Source organism: Gottfriedia acidiceleris (assembly GCF_004138285.1).
GTDB classification, from domain to species: Bacteria; Bacillota; Bacilli; order Bacillales; family Bacillaceae_G; genus Gottfriedia; species Gottfriedia acidiceleris_A.
In genome coordinates this window covers 524,973-545,179 of the sequence record NZ_SCFN01000005.1, presented here as the reverse complement: position 1 = coordinate 545,179, position 20,207 = coordinate 524,973, and the positions used below count along the sequence as shown (strand labels likewise).

At 34.7% G+C, this 20,207-nt stretch carries 20 protein-coding genes; 1 reads left to right on the top strand and 19 read right to left on the bottom strand.

Annotation, left to right across the window (positions count from 1 at the left end; all coding sequences use genetic code 11):
• From EP747_RS11170 to EP747_RS11135, 8 genes are all read right to left on the bottom strand, one after another.
• Complete coding sequence (locus tag EP747_RS11170) at positions 1 to 1,341, bottom strand: CpaF family protein (RefSeq protein ID WP_129689933.1); 1,341 nt, start codon at positions 1,339 to 1,341, stop codon at positions 1 to 3.
• 16 nt (positions 1,342 to 1,357) lie between these two features.
• Positions 1,358 to 2,545 carry an AAA family ATPase gene (locus EP747_RS11165; protein WP_129689932.1) on the bottom strand — a complete coding sequence of 396 codons (1,188 nt, stop codon included), beginning with the start codon at positions 2,543 to 2,545 and terminating at the stop codon, positions 1,358 to 1,360.
• Positions 2,545 to 3,132, bottom strand: coding sequence for a Flp pilus assembly protein CpaB (gene cpaB / locus EP747_RS11160; RefSeq protein ID WP_129689931.1), 588 nt, complete (start codon positions 3,130 to 3,132; stop codon positions 2,545 to 2,547). Before cpaB ends, EP747_RS11165 begins: the two co-directional genes overlap by 1 nt.
• A gap of 31 nt (positions 3,133 to 3,163) precedes the next feature.
• Complete coding sequence (locus EP747_RS11155; RefSeq protein WP_129689930.1) at positions 3,164 to 4,069, bottom strand: TadE/TadG family type IV pilus assembly protein; 906 nt, start codon at positions 4,067 to 4,069, stop codon at positions 3,164 to 3,166.
• Entirely contained in the window at positions 4,070 to 4,441 is a 372-nt protein-coding gene (locus EP747_RS11150) for a TadE/TadG family type IV pilus assembly protein (RefSeq protein ID WP_129689929.1), read from the bottom strand.
• Complete coding sequence (locus EP747_RS11145) at positions 4,438 to 4,950, bottom strand: A24 family peptidase (RefSeq protein ID WP_129689928.1); 513 nt, start codon at positions 4,948 to 4,950, stop codon at positions 4,438 to 4,440. The genes EP747_RS11150 and EP747_RS11145 overlap by 4 nt, the downstream gene beginning before the upstream one ends.
• 106 nt (positions 4,951 to 5,056) lie before the next feature.
• Entirely contained in the window at positions 5,057 to 5,248 is a 192-nt protein-coding gene (locus EP747_RS11140) for a Flp family type IVb pilin (protein ID WP_129689927.1), read from the bottom strand.
• Positions 5,249 to 5,398: 150 nt separating this feature from the next.
• Positions 5,399 to 5,563 carry a Flp family type IVb pilin gene (locus EP747_RS11135; RefSeq protein WP_129689926.1) on the bottom strand — a complete coding sequence of 55 codons (165 nt, stop codon included), beginning with the start codon at positions 5,561 to 5,563 and terminating at the stop codon, positions 5,399 to 5,401.
• A 392-nt stretch (positions 5,564 to 5,955) separates the two neighbouring features.
• Between EP747_RS11135 and EP747_RS11130 the strand changes: the two genes are divergently transcribed.
• Positions 5,956 to 6,297, top strand: coding sequence for a DUF192 domain-containing protein (locus EP747_RS11130; protein ID WP_129689925.1), 342 nt, complete (start codon positions 5,956 to 5,958; stop codon positions 6,295 to 6,297).
• A gap of 160 nt (positions 6,298 to 6,457) precedes the next feature.
• Here the strand turns inward: EP747_RS11130 and EP747_RS11125 are convergent, their stop codons facing one another.
• The 11 genes from EP747_RS11125 to EP747_RS11075 form a co-directional block, all read right to left on the bottom strand.
• Complete coding sequence (locus tag EP747_RS11125) at positions 6,458 to 7,435, bottom strand: ring-cleaving dioxygenase (RefSeq protein ID WP_129689924.1); 978 nt, start codon at positions 7,433 to 7,435, stop codon at positions 6,458 to 6,460.
• A 213-nt stretch (positions 7,436 to 7,648) separates the two neighbouring features.
• A complete protein-coding gene (cydC, locus tag EP747_RS11120) occupies positions 7,649 to 9,385 on the bottom strand; it encodes a thiol reductant ABC exporter subunit CydC (RefSeq protein WP_129689923.1) in 1,737 nt (578 codons plus the stop codon).
• An 11-nt stretch (positions 9,386 to 9,396) separates the two neighbouring features.
• Positions 9,397 to 11,100, bottom strand: a complete 1,704-nt coding sequence (cydD, locus tag EP747_RS11115; protein ID WP_129689922.1) for a thiol reductant ABC exporter subunit CydD — start codon at positions 11,098 to 11,100, stop codon at positions 9,397 to 9,399.
• On the bottom strand, positions 11,100 to 12,113 hold the full coding sequence (cydB, locus tag EP747_RS11110; RefSeq protein ID WP_129689921.1) for a cytochrome d ubiquinol oxidase subunit II: 1,014 nt from the start codon (positions 12,111 to 12,113) through the stop codon (positions 11,100 to 11,102). Before cydB ends, cydD begins: the two co-directional genes overlap by 1 nt.
• On the bottom strand, positions 12,110 to 13,504 hold the full coding sequence (locus EP747_RS11105; protein WP_129689920.1) for a cytochrome ubiquinol oxidase subunit I: 1,395 nt from the start codon (positions 13,502 to 13,504) through the stop codon (positions 12,110 to 12,112). Before EP747_RS11105 ends, cydB begins: the two co-directional genes overlap by 4 nt.
• A gap of 473 nt (positions 13,505 to 13,977) precedes the next feature.
• Positions 13,978 to 14,508, bottom strand: coding sequence for a chromate transporter (locus EP747_RS11100; RefSeq protein WP_129689919.1), 531 nt, complete (start codon positions 14,506 to 14,508; stop codon positions 13,978 to 13,980).
• A complete protein-coding gene (locus EP747_RS11095; protein ID WP_069034998.1) occupies positions 14,505 to 15,068 on the bottom strand; it encodes a chromate transporter in 564 nt (187 codons plus the stop codon). The genes EP747_RS11100 and EP747_RS11095 overlap by 4 nt, the downstream gene beginning before the upstream one ends.
• Positions 15,069 to 15,083: 15 nt before the next feature.
• Positions 15,084 to 16,694 (bottom strand): gamma-glutamyltransferase, encoded by a 1,611-nt coding sequence (gene ggt, locus EP747_RS11090; protein ID WP_129689918.1) that lies wholly within the window; start codon positions 16,692 to 16,694, stop codon positions 15,084 to 15,086.
• 14 nt (positions 16,695 to 16,708) lie between these two features.
• Positions 16,709 to 17,692 carry an ABC transporter ATP-binding protein gene (locus tag EP747_RS11085; RefSeq protein WP_129689917.1) on the bottom strand — a complete coding sequence of 328 codons (984 nt, stop codon included), beginning with the start codon at positions 17,690 to 17,692 and terminating at the stop codon, positions 16,709 to 16,711.
• Entirely contained in the window at positions 17,689 to 18,666 is a 978-nt protein-coding gene (locus EP747_RS11080; protein WP_129689916.1) for an ABC transporter ATP-binding protein, read from the bottom strand. Before EP747_RS11080 ends, EP747_RS11085 begins: the two co-directional genes overlap by 4 nt.
• An 8-nt stretch (positions 18,667 to 18,674) precedes the next feature.
• Positions 18,675 to 20,195: a glutathione ABC transporter substrate-binding protein gene (locus tag EP747_RS11075; RefSeq protein WP_129689915.1), complete on the bottom strand. Its 1,521-nt coding sequence runs from the start codon at positions 20,193 to 20,195 to the stop codon at positions 18,675 to 18,677.
• Positions 20,196 to 20,207: the final 12 nt, after the last annotated feature.

The window sequence follows — 20,207 nt, the reverse complement described above, 5'->3', positions numbered from 1 at the left end:
TTACCACTCTCCAATAAACATTGAAGCAGGTAGCTCAAATCCGTTTAATTCTAATTGCTCTCCTACTTTTGGACGAATTCCGGTCGAGACAAACTTTCCTTCAAATAAACCGTCATTACTTCTGCCAGACTCACGGAATACGTATAAATCTTGAAGGACGATTGTATCTCCTTCCATTCCTATTACTTCTGTTATATGAGTGATTTTTCTCGTACCATCTTTCATACGTGATTGTTGTACGATAAGATCAATTGCACTTGCAATTTGCTCACGAATTGCTCGTACTGGCAAGTCAAATCCAGCCATCAATACCATTGTTTCTAATCGGGATAGAATATCTCTTGGAGAGTTCGCATGGCCAGTACTCAAGCTGCCATCGTGACCAGTATTCATTGCTTGTAGCATGTCTAGCGCTTCTGCACCACGAACCTCACCGACAACAATTCGATCTGGACGCATACGTAGAGAGTTTCGGACTAAATCTCGTATTGTTATTTGACCTTTCCCTTCTATATTAGGCGGTCGAGATTCTAAAGAAACAATATGATCTTGTGATAGTTTTAATTCTGCCGCATCCTCTATTGTTACAATGCGCTCATCATTTGGAATAAATGATGATAACACATTTAAGGATGTTGTTTTTCCCGATCCAGTACCGCCACTAATAAAAATATTTAAACGGGATTTTACACATGCATCCAAGAACTTCGCCATCTTCTCGTCCAATGTACCGAATCGAATTAAATCTTCCACTTGAAAAGGCGTATCTGAAAATTTACGAATTGTTAAGCTTGGGCCTTTCAATGAAAGCGGAGGTATTATCGCATTTACACGAGAACCATCTGGCAAACGTGCATCAACCATTGGTGAACTTTCATCTACACGTCTGCCAATAGGAGATACAATCCTTTCAATTACTCGAATAACATGTTGATTATCCCGAAATTCTGCGTTTGACTTATAAAGTTTACCTTTTTGCTCAAAGTAGATCTCATTAGGGCTATTTACCATGATTTCTGAAATACGAGAATCCTCAAGCAAAGGAGTGATTGGGCCAAATGCCAAAAGTTCATGTTCAACAAAGGTTAAAAGCTCTTTTTTCTCCTCAAATGTGAAACGTGCTCCTTCTAGTTCCAAAAAGGTTTCACCTAATTGCTGAATTTTCTTCTTCTCTTCTTCGATATCCGTGCTATTAAATTTCTTAAGCTCTTCGACTAAGTAATTATGTAAAATTGATTCCATATCCCAAAATTCTTTAGTTTTTAAGATTACAGGAGAATTAATTTGAGCCTTACTAGAATCATTATTTCCTTCATCACTAAATCGTTTAAACAATGACATGATACTTCCCAACCTTCTATCTTCTTAATGAGAACTTACGATTATTTTTTTTCTTCTCTTCTACACTTTTACCGTCATCAAAGATTAGTTTATCTGTTAAAGAGAGAATCGCCTTTGCAACTGGAGTTTTAGCATGAGTTAAGACAAATGGAGTACCTTGATTTACCGAAGAATATACAATCTGATCCTGACTTGGAATTGTAGTGAAAATAGGATTCCCTAAGATTTCTTCTATCTTTTTCGGTTCTAATGTCTTTATCTTTGTCCCTCGATATAAAATGAGCTTCATGTTTCCCTTTAAATTTAAAGATTCCAGTGTGTCAATATATAACTTGCTATTTCGCAGTGTTGGTAAATCATTCGATGTCAGCAATAAAATATCGTCAGACTTTTTCAAACAGCTCAAATGAATCTCAGATAAATAAGCTGAAGTATCAATTAAAACAACATCAAACAATTTTTTACATTCATCAATTACTGCTTTAATATGCTCCTCTTTGATGATTTCAAAAAACTCAGGACGAGGTGGTGCCGCTAATACATATACACCGCAATCATGTTTTACCATATATTGATCAATCGAATTATGATTATATCCGTATCCTTCTTTAACCCACTCATAAATTGTTCGCTTTGGCTTCAAATCATAATACATTGCAATATCGCCAAACTGGAGGTCTGAGTCGATCACAGCGACTTTTTTTCCTTGCTTCGCAAAAGCAGCCGCCAAATTTACAGTCATTGTTGTACGACCGGCGCCGCCTTTTGTACTACAAATCGAAATAACTTTACTGTCGCTTTTTAGTAGATTCAAAGAATATGTATTTTCTTTTTTCGCGCGATGAGTCATATATTTCTCGGCTTGAACAACTACCTTAAGCAAATCTTCAAATTCATATGAAGTTCGTAAAATATCTGAGGCTCCGACATGCATAGCCTTCTTTATATTTTCCATATTATCTGGAGAAATAAGAACAATATAAACATGGGGATACATTACAGAAATTTCTCTACAAAGATCATATACGTTATAAACCGTGATCGCTTTAATAAAAAGAACTGCATTATCATTTTGGATTAGGTGCTGATGTAAATCTTCTAATCTCAAAGCACTTTTTAGGGAATAATTCTTTCGCTTAAGAATCTCATCAATTTCTCCTGGTGGAGTGTTGGTATCGGAAAAATAGTACCAATTAATCTCCATTACTCATCCTCACCTTTCACTACTTCCCTCGTTACACGGACATCCTTTGTCTCTTCTTTGTTATCTTTTACATTACGAAGCATAAAGTAAAAACCGTTCTTGTCCTTTGAGGCCAAACTTAGTTCTAATCCTTGTTCTGGAGTAACTTCTACCGTAATTGTTTCATAATTAAGTGCTTCGTCATTACTATCCGATGCTTTACCAGATGCTAATACTTTTATGTTTTGAAAACCCAGAATAGCTGAACGAAATTCCTTCTTAGTTTTTTGATCAATATTCGTTTCATAAGCAATGATATCGACCATCGAATTAGGCTCAACATATCCTGAAATCCCTTGTTCTAGATCTACTTTTAATGAAATGGCTCTCTTTCCTTCACTTACAGGAATCATTTCATTTTTTATTTCTCTTTTTTGTATTTTCTTTTCTGTCGCTTTTGCGGTTTGTATATTAGCTTTTACTACTGGCTTTTTAGTCTCTTTAACAGTTGTTGGAGTTGCCGTGTTTGAGAAAACTGCAATATATAGTACTAATGCAGTTAAAAGTCCAAATATTAAAGAGTAAATCCAAATTCTTTTCGTGTTCATAGTTCCCCCTAAAAAGATGACAAATTAATTGTTATTCAACAAGCTTTACGCCGTACAAATTGTATTCACCAATACCGATACTTCCTATTTCTCCTGGACCTACCATTTTAATAAACTGACCTTTTAGTTCCTTATTACCAGTTACACTTTCTAACCAATACGCTGCCAAACCGACTATTTTGACAGTACTTTTCCCAGATGCATCTTTCCATGAATCAATAACTGCAACAAAGAGAACTCGTTTACAAGTTTGATCGGCGGTAGCAGCACTCTGACATTGAGGTTTATTAGCATCACTATCAATTAAAAACTGAAAAGCATCTTTTACAGGTCCCCATTTTTGACCAGTTTCAGTAACAGCATAATCACTGTTAATTGATACATCGCTACCATTTTTAATTGCATCAGCCAACCCGTTTGCTCCACTACCATTAAAATCGAGGTAGCCACAATTTCCAGTATTATTACCTGTATTATCACACTTTAGCTGTGTTCCATTTGGAATGGCACTTTTTTCAACTGCAATAGGAGAAATATCTTTCCCTGCTTTTAACGGTCCTACGATCACCTTTGCGGATGCACTTACATCCACAGTTTTAACTCCTAAAACTTTTGCAAAGGTCATTGGTACTGATACTTTTTTTGACACTTTTATATAACTACTTGTAACTTCTAAATCACTGTCTGTAAGCGAATATGTATTTTTTTGTGATAAATCCTTTGCTACCGATTTTGCCTGTGATTGACTGTTTACTAGTACTTGGCCGCCGCCTAAAACAGCAGCATCAACGGCTTTCTGAAGTTTGCTCTTTTCGGAATATAATCTTCCTCCGTCTATTACAAGAGCAGTTATGCCTAGTAAAAACACCATTAATAAACCTACTAATACAACCGTGGCACCATTTTGATTTTCTATTAAATTAAGTAACTTTTTCATTTATTCCACCCTCATAACAGTGGTACTTTTTAAATCTAACTTACCAACAATCTGGCCTATAACAGGTGTCAAAAAATCTACTGGATAAGAAATAGTAATCGTTACATTGCTACCAGAAGAACGGGTACTTGGACTAATCGAGATCTTATCTGTTGTTAATTTGATACTGCTCGCATCATTAACAGCAACACTTTTAATTGTTGCATCGTCCTTACCTATACTTGCTGCTCTTGCAGCTTCGCGACCTGCGTGATCTAAGGCTAAGTACGCATGAAAAATCCGTCCGAAATCTAGCATGCCAAGTAAAAGCATTGCTAGAAGAGGAAGAATTAATGCAAATTCTACTAGCGATTGACCCTTTTCTGACCTCATTTCATCACTCCCAAAATAATCTCACATACTGTTCCTAGTGCAATCGCTACACCGTAAGGGAAAGAAATACTTGATTGCTTATTTGCGTTAAGAATTACTGATCCAAGATTGCTTCTTAAGTAAAACATTTCAAAAAAGAATGACTTAATTGAGTTCCAAATTCCTCTATTCTTCATAATTAAAACTAAAGAAATGATTCCACCAATTAAAGCTATATAGATAAAAGAGTAAAATGTAAACATTGCGCCTGTTAATGCTCCAATCGCTGCCATTAATTTTACATCTCCTGCTCCCATACCACCTAAAAGGTAGGGGATAAAAAGGAAAGCTGCCCCGGTTAGAAACCCTTTTCCACTGAAAAGAAATCCTTCCCATCCGAGAGTTGCAGTATAATAGATAAAACCAATTAGGATTGCAGGAAGAGTGACGATATTCAAAATTTTTCTTTTTTGAATATCAGTAATTAGTGAAATTAATAATGTTATTACAAGAATAGTATCTACAAACATAAATCTACCTCTGCTTTTAATAGAATGAGAGCCCTACTATTTACAAGTAGGGCTTAAGAAATCTCATATTTTTTATTAATAAATAATTGGTAAGTCAAACGTAATTTTAAGAAGTTTTACCTGAAGTTGTACCTGATTTAAGATCCTCTATAACGTTTCCTAAAAATTCACTAATCCCATCTCCTAATACCGCTACAGCAGCAATAACTACCACAACAATACCAGCTAAAAGTAATCCATACTCAGATAAACCTTGTCCTTCTTCTGCAACTACAAAATTCTTGATTTTGTTTAACATTCTTAATTCCTCCAGTTGTTTATAAATTTATGTATTTTAAGTAGACTCAAAGACTTGCTAGCATTTCTAGTACATCTCTCTGACTACCTGATACCAAAAAATATGCTTCCTCATCATCAAACAATTTAATTAATAGTTTCATATAACTGATCACTTAATCATTTCGAATAAAGGAAGAACTAAATCACTTATTTCCTTTCCTAATAGACCAACTATTACTATAAATACACTTACAGCTCCGAGAAAAACAAGACTATACTCTACCAACGCTTGTCCCTCTTCTTTTACAGCTAGGCTCTTAAATACCGATAGCATCTTAATCCCCCGTATTATCAAATGATTCTGAATTTTAACAAACAGTTATTTTCTATTACATTTTAATTGTATAATTCGTAATATTCGTAATATTATGTTTACATTCTTAGTTTAATCGAATTTTAACAAATACTGTATTGGGGGAATTTGTACGTTTTTCATGAAAAAATATGGGGATTTAGACACATTTTCCATTTAGTTGTTTCAAATTCCCCATATTTCCCAGTGATTCATCAATGTTACAATTTGGGGGATTTTGTAAAACAAGCGAAAAAATATTGGTAGAACATGTAAAACTTAACATTTTTTACCATTTTCTCGTATTGAGAACAAAATAAGACTCTACTATACTTACTTTAAATATATTAATTATTAAGAAATGAGTGTGAAGTATGTTAAAGGCTTCTAATAGAGACTTAAATAGAACAATTCCATATACTATAAAAAAAGCAGATAAATTCACTTCTAGACTTAAAGGTCTAATGTTTCGAAAAAAACCACTAAATCAAGAAGGTCTTTGGATTATCCCATGCAATTCAATCCATATGTGTTTTATGAATTTTCCAATTGACGTCGTTTTTTTAAATAAAAATAAACAAATCGTAAAACTAATTAACAATCTTCAGCCATGGAAATTTGTTGCACCAGTTTCTGATGCATATTCTGTATTGGAGCTTCCAGTTGGGGTAATAGAAGAGTTTAAATTAGAGATCGGACAAATTCTTGAGCTATAAAGTTTTATATATTTATCAACGAAAACTTACGGTTTATTAATAAAATAGTCTTTTTCTCAACTAAGTTCACAATATATGAATAAAGCACATATTTTGTTTGTATTTCGTCAATTCAACAAACAAAAAAACACTCACTTTCAAAAGTGAGTGCTTTCTGACATTATTCCTTCACAAATTCCTTCGTACTTCTAACAGTATCAATCTGACGAACCATTCCTTCAATTTCGTCACGTTTTGGTTCTAAGAAAGGAGGTAATGATAGTTTTTCACCAAGTGTTTCGTAAGGTTCGTCTCCCATAAATCCAGGTCCGTCTGTAGCAAATTCAAATAAAATCTGTGGCGCAACTCTTGCGTATAATGATTCAAAGAAATGACGATCTACATAGCCAGAGTTTGGTAATCTAAATGAATCTAGACGTTTAATCCATTCTTTTAAAACAGACGTATCTTCTACACGGAATGCTACATGGTGAACAGTACCAAAGCCTTGGTAAGCTTGTGGTAATATTTCGTTATGTTCTGCGATAATTTGTGCTCCGTTTCCTCCTTCACCGACTTCGAATAAGTGGAATGAACCTTCTTTGTCAATTTCTTTAAATAAAAGTACTTTTTCGATTACTTCTTTAAAGAATTCGAAATTAGCTACTCGGATAAAAATTGGTCCTAGTCCTGTAATTGCGTATTCTAATGGGATTGGTCCTTTTTGCCATGGTGTGCCTGAAGCAATTCCTTTATTATGCTCATCTGAAATTAACTGATATTGCTGGTCATCGAAATCAACAAATGATAAAGTTTTCTTTCCAAACTGTGTTTTAATTCCTGAGTGTTTCACTTCTAATCGGTCAAAACGCTTCACCCAATAATCTAATGCTGCATCAGTTGGTACTCGGAACGATGTTTTTGAAATTTCATTTGTTCCATGCACTCCTTTCTGAATTCCAGGGAAATCAAAAAATGTCATGTCCGTTCCAGCGCTCCCTTTATCATCCGCAAAGAATAAATGGTACGTTTGAATATCATCTTGATTAACCGTTTTCTTTACTAAACGCATCCCTAAAACATAAGTAAAAAATTCATAGTTTTTTTCTGCACTGCTAGTTATTGCTGTTACATGATGGATCCCTTTTAAGCCGTTCATACTAATTCCTCCATTTAAATTATTTATCTATATACGCTTTTTTATTTTGTGAATCTATAGCTGAAGAATACTGAATAAATTAATAAAATTTATTTTGAATTCAAGATATCTCGAATTCGAGATAAATATATCATGTAAATCATTTTCAGTCAAACTGTATTTATTAATCTAAAAAAGACTCTGGTAATTTAGCCAGAGACTCTTGATTAGCATCTATTCACTTACTCTAAATGGTCGATCTAGTTCAAAAAGGTTGCGATATCGGTCCTCATTTTTGAAAAGTTCATCATGTGAGCCTTTCATAGCAATTCTACCTTTGTCTAAGAAGAGAATTTGATCCGCCATTTCTGCACCTATTAAATGGTGTGTGATCCATAATACTGTCTTTCCTTCTAATACTTTAAAGATCGTATGAAGTAATTTTCGTTCTGTTATTGAATCTAATCCGACAGTTGGTTCATCTAAAATAACAATTGGTGTATTTTGAAGAAGTATTCTGGCCAAGGCGATTCTTTGACGTTCTCCACCTGAGAATCTTACACCGGTTTCTTGCATAGGTGTATTATAGCCTTCTGGAAGTGATGCTATATAATCATGCAGTTCAACCATTTTCGTAACCTCGATTACCTCTTCGTCACTTGCTGCTGGATTTCCTAAACGAATATTATTTAAAACTGAAGTATCAAATAAATATGGCTTTTGATTAAGTACAGATACAACTTTCGAAATTTTGTCTCCTAAAGCTATACTTTCGATCTTATTTATTTTAACGCTTCCATCAATAGGAGTTTCTACTCCTTCAATTAGCTTAAGAATAGTCGATTTTCCTGAACCACTCGGACCTAATAAAGCAGTTTTTTTGTTTTCCTCAATTGTAAACGAAACATTATTTAAAATAGTTTCGTTTTCCGAGTAATGAAAAGATACATTTTTAAACTCGATTTTTCGATAATCATCAATATTACCTTCTACAATAGGTAATTTCTGATCACGATTCACTTCTTTAATCTCTTCTAAACGATTGATTGAATCAGTATATAAAGGGACACTTCCAAGAGAATTTGATAGTGGAATAAAAGCTTCTGTTAAAGGAAATAAAACTAAAACAAATGCGGCGATAAAAGTTCTTGGAATTTCTCCAGCTAAACTTTCATTCCCAGCCCAATATAGCATCATTAAAACTAAAACTGCTACAATACATTGAGCAATTAAATCGCGCCGTCTTCTAAATCTTTTTTCCTTACTTTGGATGTTTCTTAACGATTCATCCATTTCTCTATATTGTTTTATAAAGCTATTTTGTTTACCACTAAAAAGCCAATCACTAATTCCCATAACTGCATCAGTTAAATTTTCATATAAATGACTCTTTTCCTTTTTTATTTTGTAAGTACGCGCCTTTTCAACTAATAATGAAAAATACGGTAGAACACCTATTAAAACAAAGGAAATTACTGCTGTTAATATTGCAAATGGAACGGAGAAGAATCCAAGTGCTACTACCGATATAAAATAGATAAACAATGAAGCAATTCCAGGGAAAATAGTTTTTAAATAAATATCCTGTAAATATTCAATGTCATTTGCTAAAAGACCTAAAATATCCCCTGTTTTAAACTTCGAATTGATCGTAAGTGCATACGGTTCCAGATTACTAAATAATCTTGTTCTCATTCTAGATAAGATTTTTAAAATTGTATTGTGTCCGACTAATCTTTCAACATACTTAGAAGCCGACCTGAAAATACCAAAAGTACGTACAGCAACGATTGGTACATAAATCATTAAAATATTTTCAGGTCTAGTTGCTGCTTTAGAGATTAAATAGCCGGAAGTGTACATAAGAGAAGCCGCTGCAAATATAGTCAGTGAACTTAAGAAAATCACAACTATAAATAAACGACGATTTTCTTTTATATATGGTAAAATCCATCCATTTTTATTTAACATATATTTACCTTCTAACTATGAATTAATCGATAATAATGACCTTTTTTCATTAATAGTTCCTCATGGGTACCAACTTCAATAATGCTACCTTCATTCATCACAATAATTTGATCCATTTCTTTCATCCAATGTAAGCGATGTGTAGCTAAAAACACTAATTTTTTAGAAAACAACTGAAGCATTGTTTGTTTTAATTCAAACTCAGTTTCAATATCAAGATGACTAGTAGGTTCGTCTAACAAAAGAATCGGGCGATTTTCTAGATATGCTCTTGCAAGCGCGACACGTTGACTTTGCCCGCCACTTAAAGCTCTTCCACCTTCACCAATTTTTTCTTCTAATCCTTTTGGTAATTCTTCTATTAAAGAAGTTAACCCAGCTTGAACAGCTGCATTTTCAACTTCTTCTGTAGTAGCATTAGGTTTATAGAAGCTTATATTATCGTTTAATGATTTTGAGAAAATATAAGGACTTTGTGGAATGTAGATTAACTGTTTATGCCAATCTTGTATTTGCAGATGTGATACCTCTTCACCAGAAATTTGAATAGTCCCATTTGCTGGCTCTAAAAATCCACCTATTAAATCAATAAGCGTTGACTTACCAGAACCACTTTCTCCAACAATCCCAATTTTTTGAAACCCTTTAATACTCATATTTATATTCTTTAAAATCGTTTGACCATCTTTTTCGGGTATAACTGATACATCTTTTAATTTAATTGTGCTTTCATGATTCCAATCTGATAGCGGAGTGATATCTTGAGACTTAAACTCTTGCTCGTCTAAAATATCTTGCATTGCTTTCCCAGCTTCCTGACCATTTAAAGTAGCATGATAATCAGCTCCAACTTCACGAACTGGTAAAAAATATTCAGGAGCTAAAATTAAAATTGTTAGTGCTGGGCCTAGTAAAATTACTCCGTCGATCAAACGAAGTCCTAAAAAAACTGCAACTGTAGCGATCGACAGCATTGTGAATAAATCTAGTGCAAATGATGATAAAAAAGCTACTTTTAATGTGCCCATCGTTGCTTCTCTGTATCTTTCACTTACACTTTCTATTTTTTTTATATGTTTTCTACTTAAACCAAGAAACTTTAATGTTTCCAGACCACGTAATGAATCAGTAAAATGATTCGATAATAAACGGTAAACCTTCCATTGTTTATTTGATTTCTTTTTAGCTGCCAAACCGAGTAAAACCATAAAAATAATAATGATTGGAAATGTTACGATTAGTATAAGTGCAGAAACCTTATCAACAAAGAAAATATAGATTACTATTACTGGTGAGACAATTGCTAAGTTAATCATTTTCAATGGAACGATTTCTAGGTAATTTCTTAGTTGTGTAGTTCCTTCCATAATAAGCGTTACAATATTACCTGTTCCTGATTTCCTTGCAAATCTAGGTCCAAGTTTAAAAAGCTTTTCTAAAACTTTCATTTTCATTTCGGATGAAGCAATGTCTGCAAAATGCTCTGAACATTTCTGCTTTATAGTCGAAATAATATAACGACAGATAAATGCAAGGATGAAGAAAATAGTAGCGTATAAAATATCGCTACTATTTTCTCCATTAAACAATCTGACAATAGCTTGTGAAAGCATGTATGCCTGAATAATAATTGCCGTTACTTGTATAATTGTTAAAAAAGATAGGATCATTAATAAACGATTTATCCCTTTATATTTAATAAGATCTTTTCCCATTAATAAGTCAAATCCTTCTCATCCACTCTTTTTCTAAACACATAATAACTCCAAATTTGGTAACCCAATACGAATGGTAATAATGTACATGCAACAATTGTCATTACTTTTAATGAATAAGGACCAGATGAAGCATTATAAACAGTTAAGTCATACGTACTTTTGATCGAACTAATCATGACTCTTGGGAATAGTGAAGTAAACATTGTCCCGACTGTTAGTACAATACCAAGGCCTGTCATAGTAAATGACCAGCCATCTCTTTTCTTAAAAATGAATAGTGTAGCAAGTATATAACTTACTACGATTAATAAAATTAATGGAACTGTTATTTGTGCTTTTACTTTAAACATATCCGTTTCAAAAAATGCCATGCCAGTAAATGCAACTAAGAAAAGGAATACTGGTATGATTACTAAACGTGCTAGAGAACGTGCACGATTTCTTAAATCTCCTACGGTTTTTAATGTTAAAAACATTAATCCGTGTAATAGGCATAATAATGTAACAGTTACACCCCCAACTACGGTGAATAAATTAACGTAATCTGAAAAACCTGCAGATATATTCATATTTTGATCAATTGGCATCCCCCTAAGGATGCTTGAGAATAATACTCCGAATAAAAATGGTGGTAATAAACTACCGAAGAAAATTACCCAATCCCAAGCTTTTGCCCATTTTGCCTTTTCAACTTTGCCTCTAAATTCAAAAGCAACACCACGTCCGATTAATGCCATTAATACAAATACAAACGGAATATAGTATCCACTAAACATCGTTGCATACCAATTTGGGAATGCTGCAAAAATTGCTCCACCTGCAGTTAATAACCACACTTCATTTGCGTCCCAAAACGGTCCAATTGTGTTTATTAAAATTCTTCTTTCAGTATCATTTTTGGCTAGTAGCTTTGTAGATATACCTACACCAAAATCGAAGCCTTCTAAGAAGAAGAACCCTATAAATAAAACTGCTACGAGTAAAAACCATAATTCATTTAACTCAATCATACGATGGTAACCTCCCTTTCAAACGGATCGACCGTAGGAACCTGTTCCTTTTCAACATGGTGTGTTCCTTTTTTAATTTCTTTCACAAACAAGTAAACTAAAACAACTGCTAAAATTGCATACATTGTTGTAAAAGTTGTGATTGAAAAAATGAGTGATCCTTTTGAAACATTTGGTGATACAGATGCAGCAGTAGTCATTAAACCGAATACAGTCCATGGTTGGCGACCTATTTCCGTCATAACCCATCCAGCTGTATTTGCAATGAACGGTAAAGAAATTAGTAAAATTGATGCCTTTAAGAATAGATTTTTTGATTCTAATTTTTTACGATAACTAAAATATAAACCTAGCATCGCCATTAAAATCATGACCATTCCTGCTCCTGCCATAATTCTAAAGCTCCAGAAAGTCGTATTAACTGGTGGAATATAATTTCCAGGACCATATAATTTTTCATATTGTTTTTGTAATGTATTCATACCAGGTACTTTACCTTCAAACTTCTCATAAGCTAGATAACTTAATAAATATGGTACTTCTACCTCATATTTATTTTCTTTCTTTTTCGAATCAATCAGACCAAAGATCATCCAGCTTGCAGGGTCTCCGCTATCATCCCATAACCCTTCACTTGCAGCCATTTTCATCGGCTGTGTTTTCATTAAATGCTTCGCTTGAGAATGTCCGCTAAATGCAACACCAATTCCTGCAATTAGAGCGAACACCATTGCAAGATTAAACGCTTTTTTAAATAATTCCGTTTCCTGTTTTTTTAAGATTTTATACGCACTTACACCAGCAACAAATAACGCTCCAGTTGCTAATGCTCCAGCAATTGTGTGAGGAAACTCAACTTTAAGTTGTGGATTTGTAATGATTGCTAAAAAGTCGGTCATTTCTGCGCGACCATTTTTAATCGCAAAGCCAACTGGCTCCTGCATAAAAGAATTGGCTGCTAAAATCCAAAATGCAGACATTAAAGTTCCGAAAGCAACTAACCAAATACACATTAAATGAATTTTTTTATTAAGTCTTTCCCAACCAAATATCCATATTCCTAAAAATGTAGATTCCATAAAAAATGCTAAAAGTGCCTCAATTGCAAGTGGTGCTCCAAATACATCTCCTACAAACCGGGAATATTCAGACCAGTTCATACCAAATTGAAACTCTTGAATAATACCTGTCACAACACCAACTGCAAAATTAATTAAAAATAAGTGCCCAAAGAATTTTGTTAACTTTTTATATGCCTCGTTATTTCGAAAAACATACAATGTTTCCATAATTGCTACCATAAATACTAAACCTATTGAAAGTGGTACAAATAAAAAATGGAAAATCGTAGTGGAACCAAATTGTATTCTTGCAAGCTCTAACACACTCACAGTACATCCCCCTTAGGATAAAGATCATTTCAAAAAAATTTTCATTAAGCCCGAGCAAAACTTTGAACATTTTTTCACAAATAATTCATTAAGTAAATTCCAGAGAACCATTCAATGGTACCTCTTGTTACTTCTAGTTTACTTTTCCAAAGGGGTTTTTGACTTAATCTTATTTGTCTAATTCGTGTCTATAAATTGTCTATTTTGTGACATCATTCACATTTACTGTTAAAGTTATATTTTTTGCTAAAGAAAACTCGCTGATTGGCGAGCCTTTAGGCGAAGACAGAGGCGTAGTTGCACTTATACTTAATTCTTAAAATTGGCAACTTCGTCGAGTTTTCTTCTCCGCTGCCAAACTTTATTACTTCTTTAGTTCCGGGCTATTTAACGAAAAAAACATTACTGAAGGCAACCCCATAATGGCATTGCTTCAATAATGTTTCGATTGAATTAAAAAAGTTGTTCATTATTTAAGATAAAAATACTGCACCATAAACAAGAGCCCCTCCGATTACATATGCGGGGTGAATTTTCCAACGTTCTAAAAATAATAAGGAAAGTACACTAATAATAATTGTTTGCGTAACGCCTACCCCATTATATGAATCGTTAAAAAAGTCAAAGGCCATAATGCCAAGTAAAACGGCGATTAAAGGCCTAACTAGTGAAGTCATCTTTTTGACTTTTGGTGAATTTTTATGCTTCATTAATATACTTAATAAAGCAATCATCAAGATTAGAGAGGGTGCGATTGTTGCAAATAATCCTACAAAGGAACCAAATATGCCTCCCTCAACGTATCCGATATATCCGGCCATCTTTGTAGCAATTGGGCCTGGGAGGGCATTGCCAAGTGCAAGTACGTTACTAAATTCAACTGAAGTTAACCATCCGTACTTATCAACAACTTCATTCTCAATAAGAGGGATCGAAGCTGGTCCTCCTCCGTATCCGAAAATGCCTGGTAAGAAAAATGCTAAAAATATTTTCCAATAAATCATGATGCCTTCACCTTCTTCTTCTTTTCATTTTTACTTTTTGAGAAAAAGGCATATCCAACTAAGCATCCAATTAAGATAGCAGGATGTACATTTAAAAAATATAAAAGGATAAAACTAGCAACCACGATCAAACTAGTGATTTTCCAGCCAAGAGATTCTTTCGATTTCTCAATAAATTCCCATGTTAAAGTTGCTAACATAACTCCCACTACTGGAACAACTGCATTCGACATACCTTGTACCCAGGCAACACCTTTAAAGTGATTTAGTGTTGATAATAGTAGCATAAGTAGGAAAACAGTCGGTAGAGTTGTTGCGATAATGGCATTTAACATACCTACTACGCCACCTGTTCTCCAACCTACATATCCTGCAAGCTTTGTTGCTATTGGTCCTGGAAGAGCATTTGCGATTGCTAGTACATCTGAAAAGTCATCCTTATTTAACCATTTATACTTGTCAACAACCTCTGTATGGATTAGTGGTATAGAAGAAGGACCTCCCCCGTAACCTAGCATTCCTACTCTAAAAAAAGCTAAAAAAAGTTTCCATTGATTTATCATTGAATCATTCCTTTACCAAACTGCAATTGCGCCATCTGTTCTAGATTCTGTTCCTCCCATTAGCACTCCGGTCTTAGGATTGCGCCAAATAATTTGCCCCCTACCGAAACTGCTACAATCTGTAGCCACTTGAATTTGATGGCCTTTTCTTGCTAGTGCCTGGGCAAGGTGATTTGGAAAATGAGGTTCTACGACCACTTTTTTTCCTTCCATCCACTGCCATCTTGGTGCATCTAATGCACTTTGAGGGTTCAGCTTAAAATCCACAGTATTCATGACAACTTGTGCATGACCTTGTGGCTGCATATATCCTCCCATTACGCCAAATGGCCCTACTGCTTCACCATCTTTTGTTAAAAACCCTGGGATTATTGTGTGATATGTTCTTTTACCAGGCTTAAGTGCATTAGAATGCGCCGGATTTAAAGTAAAATCATGACCTCTATTTTGAAGAGCAATTCCTGTATCAGGAATTACGATCCCTGAACCAAATCCCATATAGTTACTTTGAATAAATGAAACCATATTCCCCTCGCCATCAGCAGTCGCTAAATAAACTGTGCCACCTTTTGGAGGCGTATAGTTTTCTGGCTCTATCGCTTTTTCACAAATTAATTCTCGACGCGACCCGGCATATTCTTCTGATAGTAGCTCATCTACATTAATATCCATATGCTCAGAATCTGTAATAAACGCTTTTCCATCAGTAAAAGCTAGTTTCATAGCCTCTATTTGCTTATGATATGTATCGACATCATCTTTTGTAGAAAAATTAAAACCTTTGGCAATGTTTAATGCCATTAACGCTACCAAACCTTGCCCATTCGGTGGAATTTCCCAAACATCGTATCCACGATAATTTGTCGAGATTGGGTTAACCCATTCTACTTTATATTCACTTAAGTCCTCTGAACTAAGGTATCCATTATGTTCTTTCATAAAGGAAACGATTTTTTCTGCCAAGTTACCGCGATAAAAACTCTCAGCATTCGTTGCACCGATTTCACGTAATGTTTCTGCATGTGCTTTAGATGACCACAGTTCGCCAATCTCTGGTGCACGATCATTTGGAGCGAATGTTTTGAACCACTCAGCAAATTCTGGTGAAGTAAATTGTTTTTTAAACTTTTCGTATGCTATATTCCAAAACTTCCCTAAAATCGGCGAAAGTGGGAAGCCTTCTTCTGCAAGCGTAATAGCTGGTTGTAAAACCTCATCTAATGGTAATTTACCAAAACGTTTTGACAATGCAGCCCATGCAGCAGGTACTCCAGGAACTGTAACTGGAATAACACCATGGGTTGGCATCTTCTCGAGTCCTTGTTCTTTTAGCTTTTCAATCGAAATTGATTTTGGGGCAGGACCACTACCGTTTAAACCATGAAGTTCTCCATTTACCCAAACTAGTGCAAAGGCGTCTCCACCAATACCGTTTGAAGTTGGTTCAACTACTGTTAAAGCAGCAGCTGTGGCAATTGCAGCATCAATTGCGTTACCACCTTTTTTTAATATATCTAACCCCGCTTGCGCCGCTAAAGGTTGTGAAGTAGCTACCATTCCATTTTTTCCAAATGTCGTATGGCGTTGTGCTGAATATGGATTATTTAAATGATCAAACTGCATTTGTATCTTCTCCTTTAAGCATCTACATGGTGACATGCAACAAAATGATTTTCTTCAATTTCCTTCCACTCTGGTTTTACTTGCCCACAAAGATCTGTTGCTAGTGGACAACGAGTACGGAATGTACAACCTGAAGGTGGGTTTGCTGGATTTGGAATTTCACCTATCAAACGAATTTTCTCAGGTCTTTTTCCTACCTTTGGACGTGGAATTGCAGATAGTAACGCCCTTGTATAAGGATGTAGTGGGTTATTATATAGCTTGTCAGCAGGAGCAAGCTCAACTGTATTACCTAAATACATTACTAAAACTCGATCACAGAAATATCGTACGACTCCTAAATCATGAGAGATAAATAAATAAGTTAAGTTATATTTTGCTTGTAATGATTTTAAAAGTTTTAATACTTGTGCTTGTACAGACACATCAAGTGCAGACACTGCCTCGTCACAAATAATTAACGATGGGTTAAGAGCAATCGCTCTTGCAATTCCAATACGCTGACGCTGCCCACCACTAAATTCATGAGGATATCGATCATAATGATCTTCATTTAAGCCTACCTCACGAAGCAAACTGATTACTTTCTCTTTTCTCTCTTGTTTTGATAGATTTGTATGGATAACAAATACTTCTTCCAAAGCATCTCCAATTCGTTGTCTTGGATTTAATGAAGCATATGGATCTTGGAAAATCATTTGCATTTGTTTCTTAAAATCATTTCGACTCTTATTCGATAAATGTTGGATTTCCGTATCTTTAAAAAATACTTTTCCGTCAGTAATATCTTCAAGACCTAAAATCGTTTTTCCCAATGTAGATTTACCGCAACCTGATTCACCTACAACTCCTAAGCTTTCACCTTCTAATAATGTTAGACTCACTTCTTCAACTGCCTTGACATGACCTTGAACTTTTTTTAGTAAGCCTCCACGAATCGGATAATATTTTTTAACATTTTGTAGCTCTAATAAAGATTTACTTTTTGTTAGAGTCATATCGCATCCTCCTCACTCAGCCAACATTTAACTGTGTGTCCATCCTTTATTGTAAATTCCTTTGGGACTTCAACTTTGCAACGTGCTAATGCATGTTCACAACGCGGATGAAAACGACAGCCAGTTATTTGTTCGTTTAAGCTCGGTGTCGAGCCTGGGATTGCTTCTAATTCGAAATCAGGATCATCTACATTAGGTACGGAGCTTAATAACCCCCTAGTATATGGATGACTTGGATGATTAAAAATCTCTTCAACTGGACCTTCTTCTATCTTTTCTCCTGCATACATGACCATCACTTTATCAGCAATTTCAGCTACGACCCCCATATCATGTGTAACCATGATGACACCCATTCCGAGTTGTTCTTGTAACTCATGGATTAAATCTAATATTTGAGATTGAATCGTAACATCAAGTGCAGTCGTTGGCTCATCTGCAATTAAGAGTCCAGGGGTACAGGCTAATGAAATAGCAATCATAACCCGTTGCCTCATTCCGCCGCTTAACTCATGGGGATATTGAGTCATTCTTTTTTCAGGATATGGTATGCCTACTTGCTTTAAGAGTTCAATTCCTTTTTGATTTGCTTCTTGTTTAGAAAGCTTTTGGTGAATCATAAGTGGCTCGCGTAGCTGAAAACCAATTGTGATTACAGGGTTTAACGCAGTCATCGGTTCTTGAAAAATCATCGATATTTTATTGCCTCTAATTTTTCTAAATTCATCAGTTGTTAACTTAGTTAAATCAGTTCCTTCCAATTGAATTGAACCGCTTTTTATTGATCCATTACTTGGCAATAACCCCATAATAGACAATGAAGTAATACTTTTTCCGCAACCTGATTCGCCAACTATACATAAAGTTTCACTTTTATTAACTGAAAAGGATACGTTTCGAACAGCTGGGATTTCTCCATCAGCTGTTCGAAACGTTGTTACTAAATTATTTACAGATAGAAGCTCTGTTGACATACTATTACCTACTCTCTGTGTACGTTGTATAATGACCATTGGCCAGTAGGATCAATTTCAATGCCTTTCACCGATTGATCAACTGCAGATGTTACTACACCTTGATTCATCACGATTACAGGAGCATCTTTTACTAATAATTCATTTGCTTCTTTTAATTTTTCTTTTCGAGCATTTTGGTCAATCGTTTGACGAGATTCATTAACTAACTGATCAAATTGCTTATTACTATATGAAATTCGGTTTGATGATCCAACATTGTCTGAGTGGAAGTTTGGATACAATAATTCACTACCATCAGCTGTACTATTTGCCCATCCTAAGAACGTTACATCGTATTGACCTTTCGTTGCTGCATCTAAGAACGTTCCCCATTCCATCGTTTCCAGCTTAACCTTCAGACCAATTTCCGTAATTTGAGACTGAGCAATTTCAGCCATTTTCATATACATATCTCGATTTGGTACTAACATCTTTACTTCTTTTCCTTCAAATCCATTATCCTTAATCAGCTTTTTAGCTTTTTCTAAATCATAAGAATAGCCAACTTTTTCTTCAGATTGATCATATCCGAAAACTTTTGGTCCAATTACACTATTACCTTCAACACCTAGTCCGTTTAACTGATTAATATATGCTTTACGATCTAGTCCATAAGCAACTGCTTGACGGAATGCTAAGTTATTCATTGGAGCTTTTTTCATGTTAAACCCTAAATAATAAACTGGTGTTCCTTCTGCTTTTGTCACTTTTACATTTTTAATTGATTCTAGACGCTTAATTTGTTCAGCTGGAAGAGCATCAATAAATTGTACTTTTCCTGTTTGTAACATTGAAATAGCTGTGGAAACTTCAGGTACTACTTTAAAAGTAACTTTTTTCAATTTAGGTGCACCATTCCAATAATCTTTGTTTGCCTCAAGAACGATTTGGTCACCAGGTGTCCAGCTAACAAACTTAAATGGCCCAGTTCCTACAGGTGTTTTCATTAAATCACTATTTTTATCTGCTTCAGGGCTTACGATTGAAGCAGCAGTATGAGCAAGTGCGGCTAAAAGTGGTCCATATGGATATTTCGTTTTAATTTCTACTTTGTAATCATCAATTACATTAACTGATTGAATTGGTTCTAATAATGAAGCACGTGGAGCAGCAGTTTTTGGATCACGGAATTTATCAAATGTGTATTTTACTGCTTCTGCGTTAAAATCTGTTCCGTCTTGAAATTTAATTCCTTTTTTTAATGTAATATCCCAAGTTTTATCATCTGGATTAGTATAAGATTCTGCTAATAAAGGTTCGATTTTCATTGTTTTAGGATTTCTTTTAAATAATGTTTCATAAACTTGCATGATGACATTAGCTGATACAGAATCATTTGTTAAGATTGGTGATAAACCTACTACATCTGATGTTGAAGCATATGTAAGTTCTTGCGAAACATTAGTGCTATTTGATCCAGTTGTTTTACTAGAGCATCCAGCAAGAAGAAGAATTGCACTAATTACGATAAACATCCATTTTTTCATTTACCCATCTCC

What these genes read in the sequence shown, in the direction of transcription:
- ggt (WP_129689918.1), bottom strand. Translation starts at nt 16,694, where the DNA reads ATGCAGTTTGATCATTTAAATAATCCATATTCAGCACAACGCCATACG.
- EP747_RS11125 (WP_129689924.1), bottom strand. Translation starts at nt 7,435, where the DNA reads ATGAACGGCTTAAAAGGGATCCATCATGTAACAGCAATAACTAGCAGT.
- EP747_RS11150 (WP_129689929.1), bottom strand. Translation starts at nt 4,441, where the DNA reads ATGAGGTCAGAAAAGGGTCAATCGCTAGTAGAATTTGCATTAATTCTT.
- EP747_RS11085 (WP_129689917.1), bottom strand. Translation starts at nt 17,692, where the DNA reads ATGACTCTAACAAAAAGTAAATCTTTATTAGAGCTACAAAATGTTAAA.
- EP747_RS11145 (WP_129689928.1), bottom strand. Translation starts at nt 4,950, where the DNA reads ATGTTTGTAGATACTATTCTTGTAATAACATTATTAATTTCACTAATT.
- EP747_RS11165 (WP_129689932.1), bottom strand. Translation starts at nt 2,545, where the DNA reads ATGGAGATTAATTGGTACTATTTTTCCGATACCAACACTCCACCAGGA.
- cpaB (WP_129689931.1), bottom strand. Translation starts at nt 3,132, where the DNA reads ATGAACACGAAAAGAATTTGGATTTACTCTTTAATATTTGGACTTTTA.
- cydC (WP_129689923.1), bottom strand. Translation starts at nt 9,385, where the DNA reads ATGTTAAATAAAAATGGATGGATTTTACCATATATAAAAGAAAATCGT.
- EP747_RS11080 (WP_129689916.1), bottom strand. Translation starts at nt 18,666, where the DNA reads ATGTCAACAGAGCTTCTATCTGTAAATAATTTAGTAACAACGTTTCGA.
- EP747_RS11100 (WP_129689919.1), bottom strand. Translation starts at nt 14,508, where the DNA reads ATGATTTATTGGAAAATATTTTTAGCATTTTTCTTACCAGGCATTTTC.
- EP747_RS11075 (WP_129689915.1), bottom strand. Translation starts at nt 20,195, where the DNA reads ATGAAAAAATGGATGTTTATCGTAATTAGTGCAATTCTTCTTCTTGCT.
- EP747_RS11130 (WP_129689925.1), top strand. Translation starts at nt 5,956, where the DNA reads ATGTTAAAGGCTTCTAATAGAGACTTAAATAGAACAATTCCATATACT.
- EP747_RS11140 (WP_129689927.1), bottom strand. Translation starts at nt 5,248, where the DNA reads ATGTTAAACAAAATCAAGAATTTTGTAGTTGCAGAAGAAGGACAAGGT.
- cydD (WP_129689922.1), bottom strand. Translation starts at nt 11,100, where the DNA reads ATGGGAAAAGATCTTATTAAATATAAAGGGATAAATCGTTTATTAATG.
- EP747_RS11135 (WP_129689926.1), bottom strand. Translation starts at nt 5,563, where the DNA reads ATGCTATCGGTATTTAAGAGCCTAGCTGTAAAAGAAGAGGGACAAGCG.
- cydB (WP_129689921.1), bottom strand. Translation starts at nt 12,113, where the DNA reads ATGATTGAGTTAAATGAATTATGGTTTTTACTCGTAGCAGTTTTATTT.
- EP747_RS11170 (WP_129689933.1), bottom strand. Translation starts at nt 1,341, where the DNA reads ATGTCATTGTTTAAACGATTTAGTGATGAAGGAAATAATGATTCTAGT.
- EP747_RS11155 (WP_129689930.1), bottom strand. Translation starts at nt 4,069, where the DNA reads ATGAAAAAGTTACTTAATTTAATAGAAAATCAAAATGGTGCCACGGTT.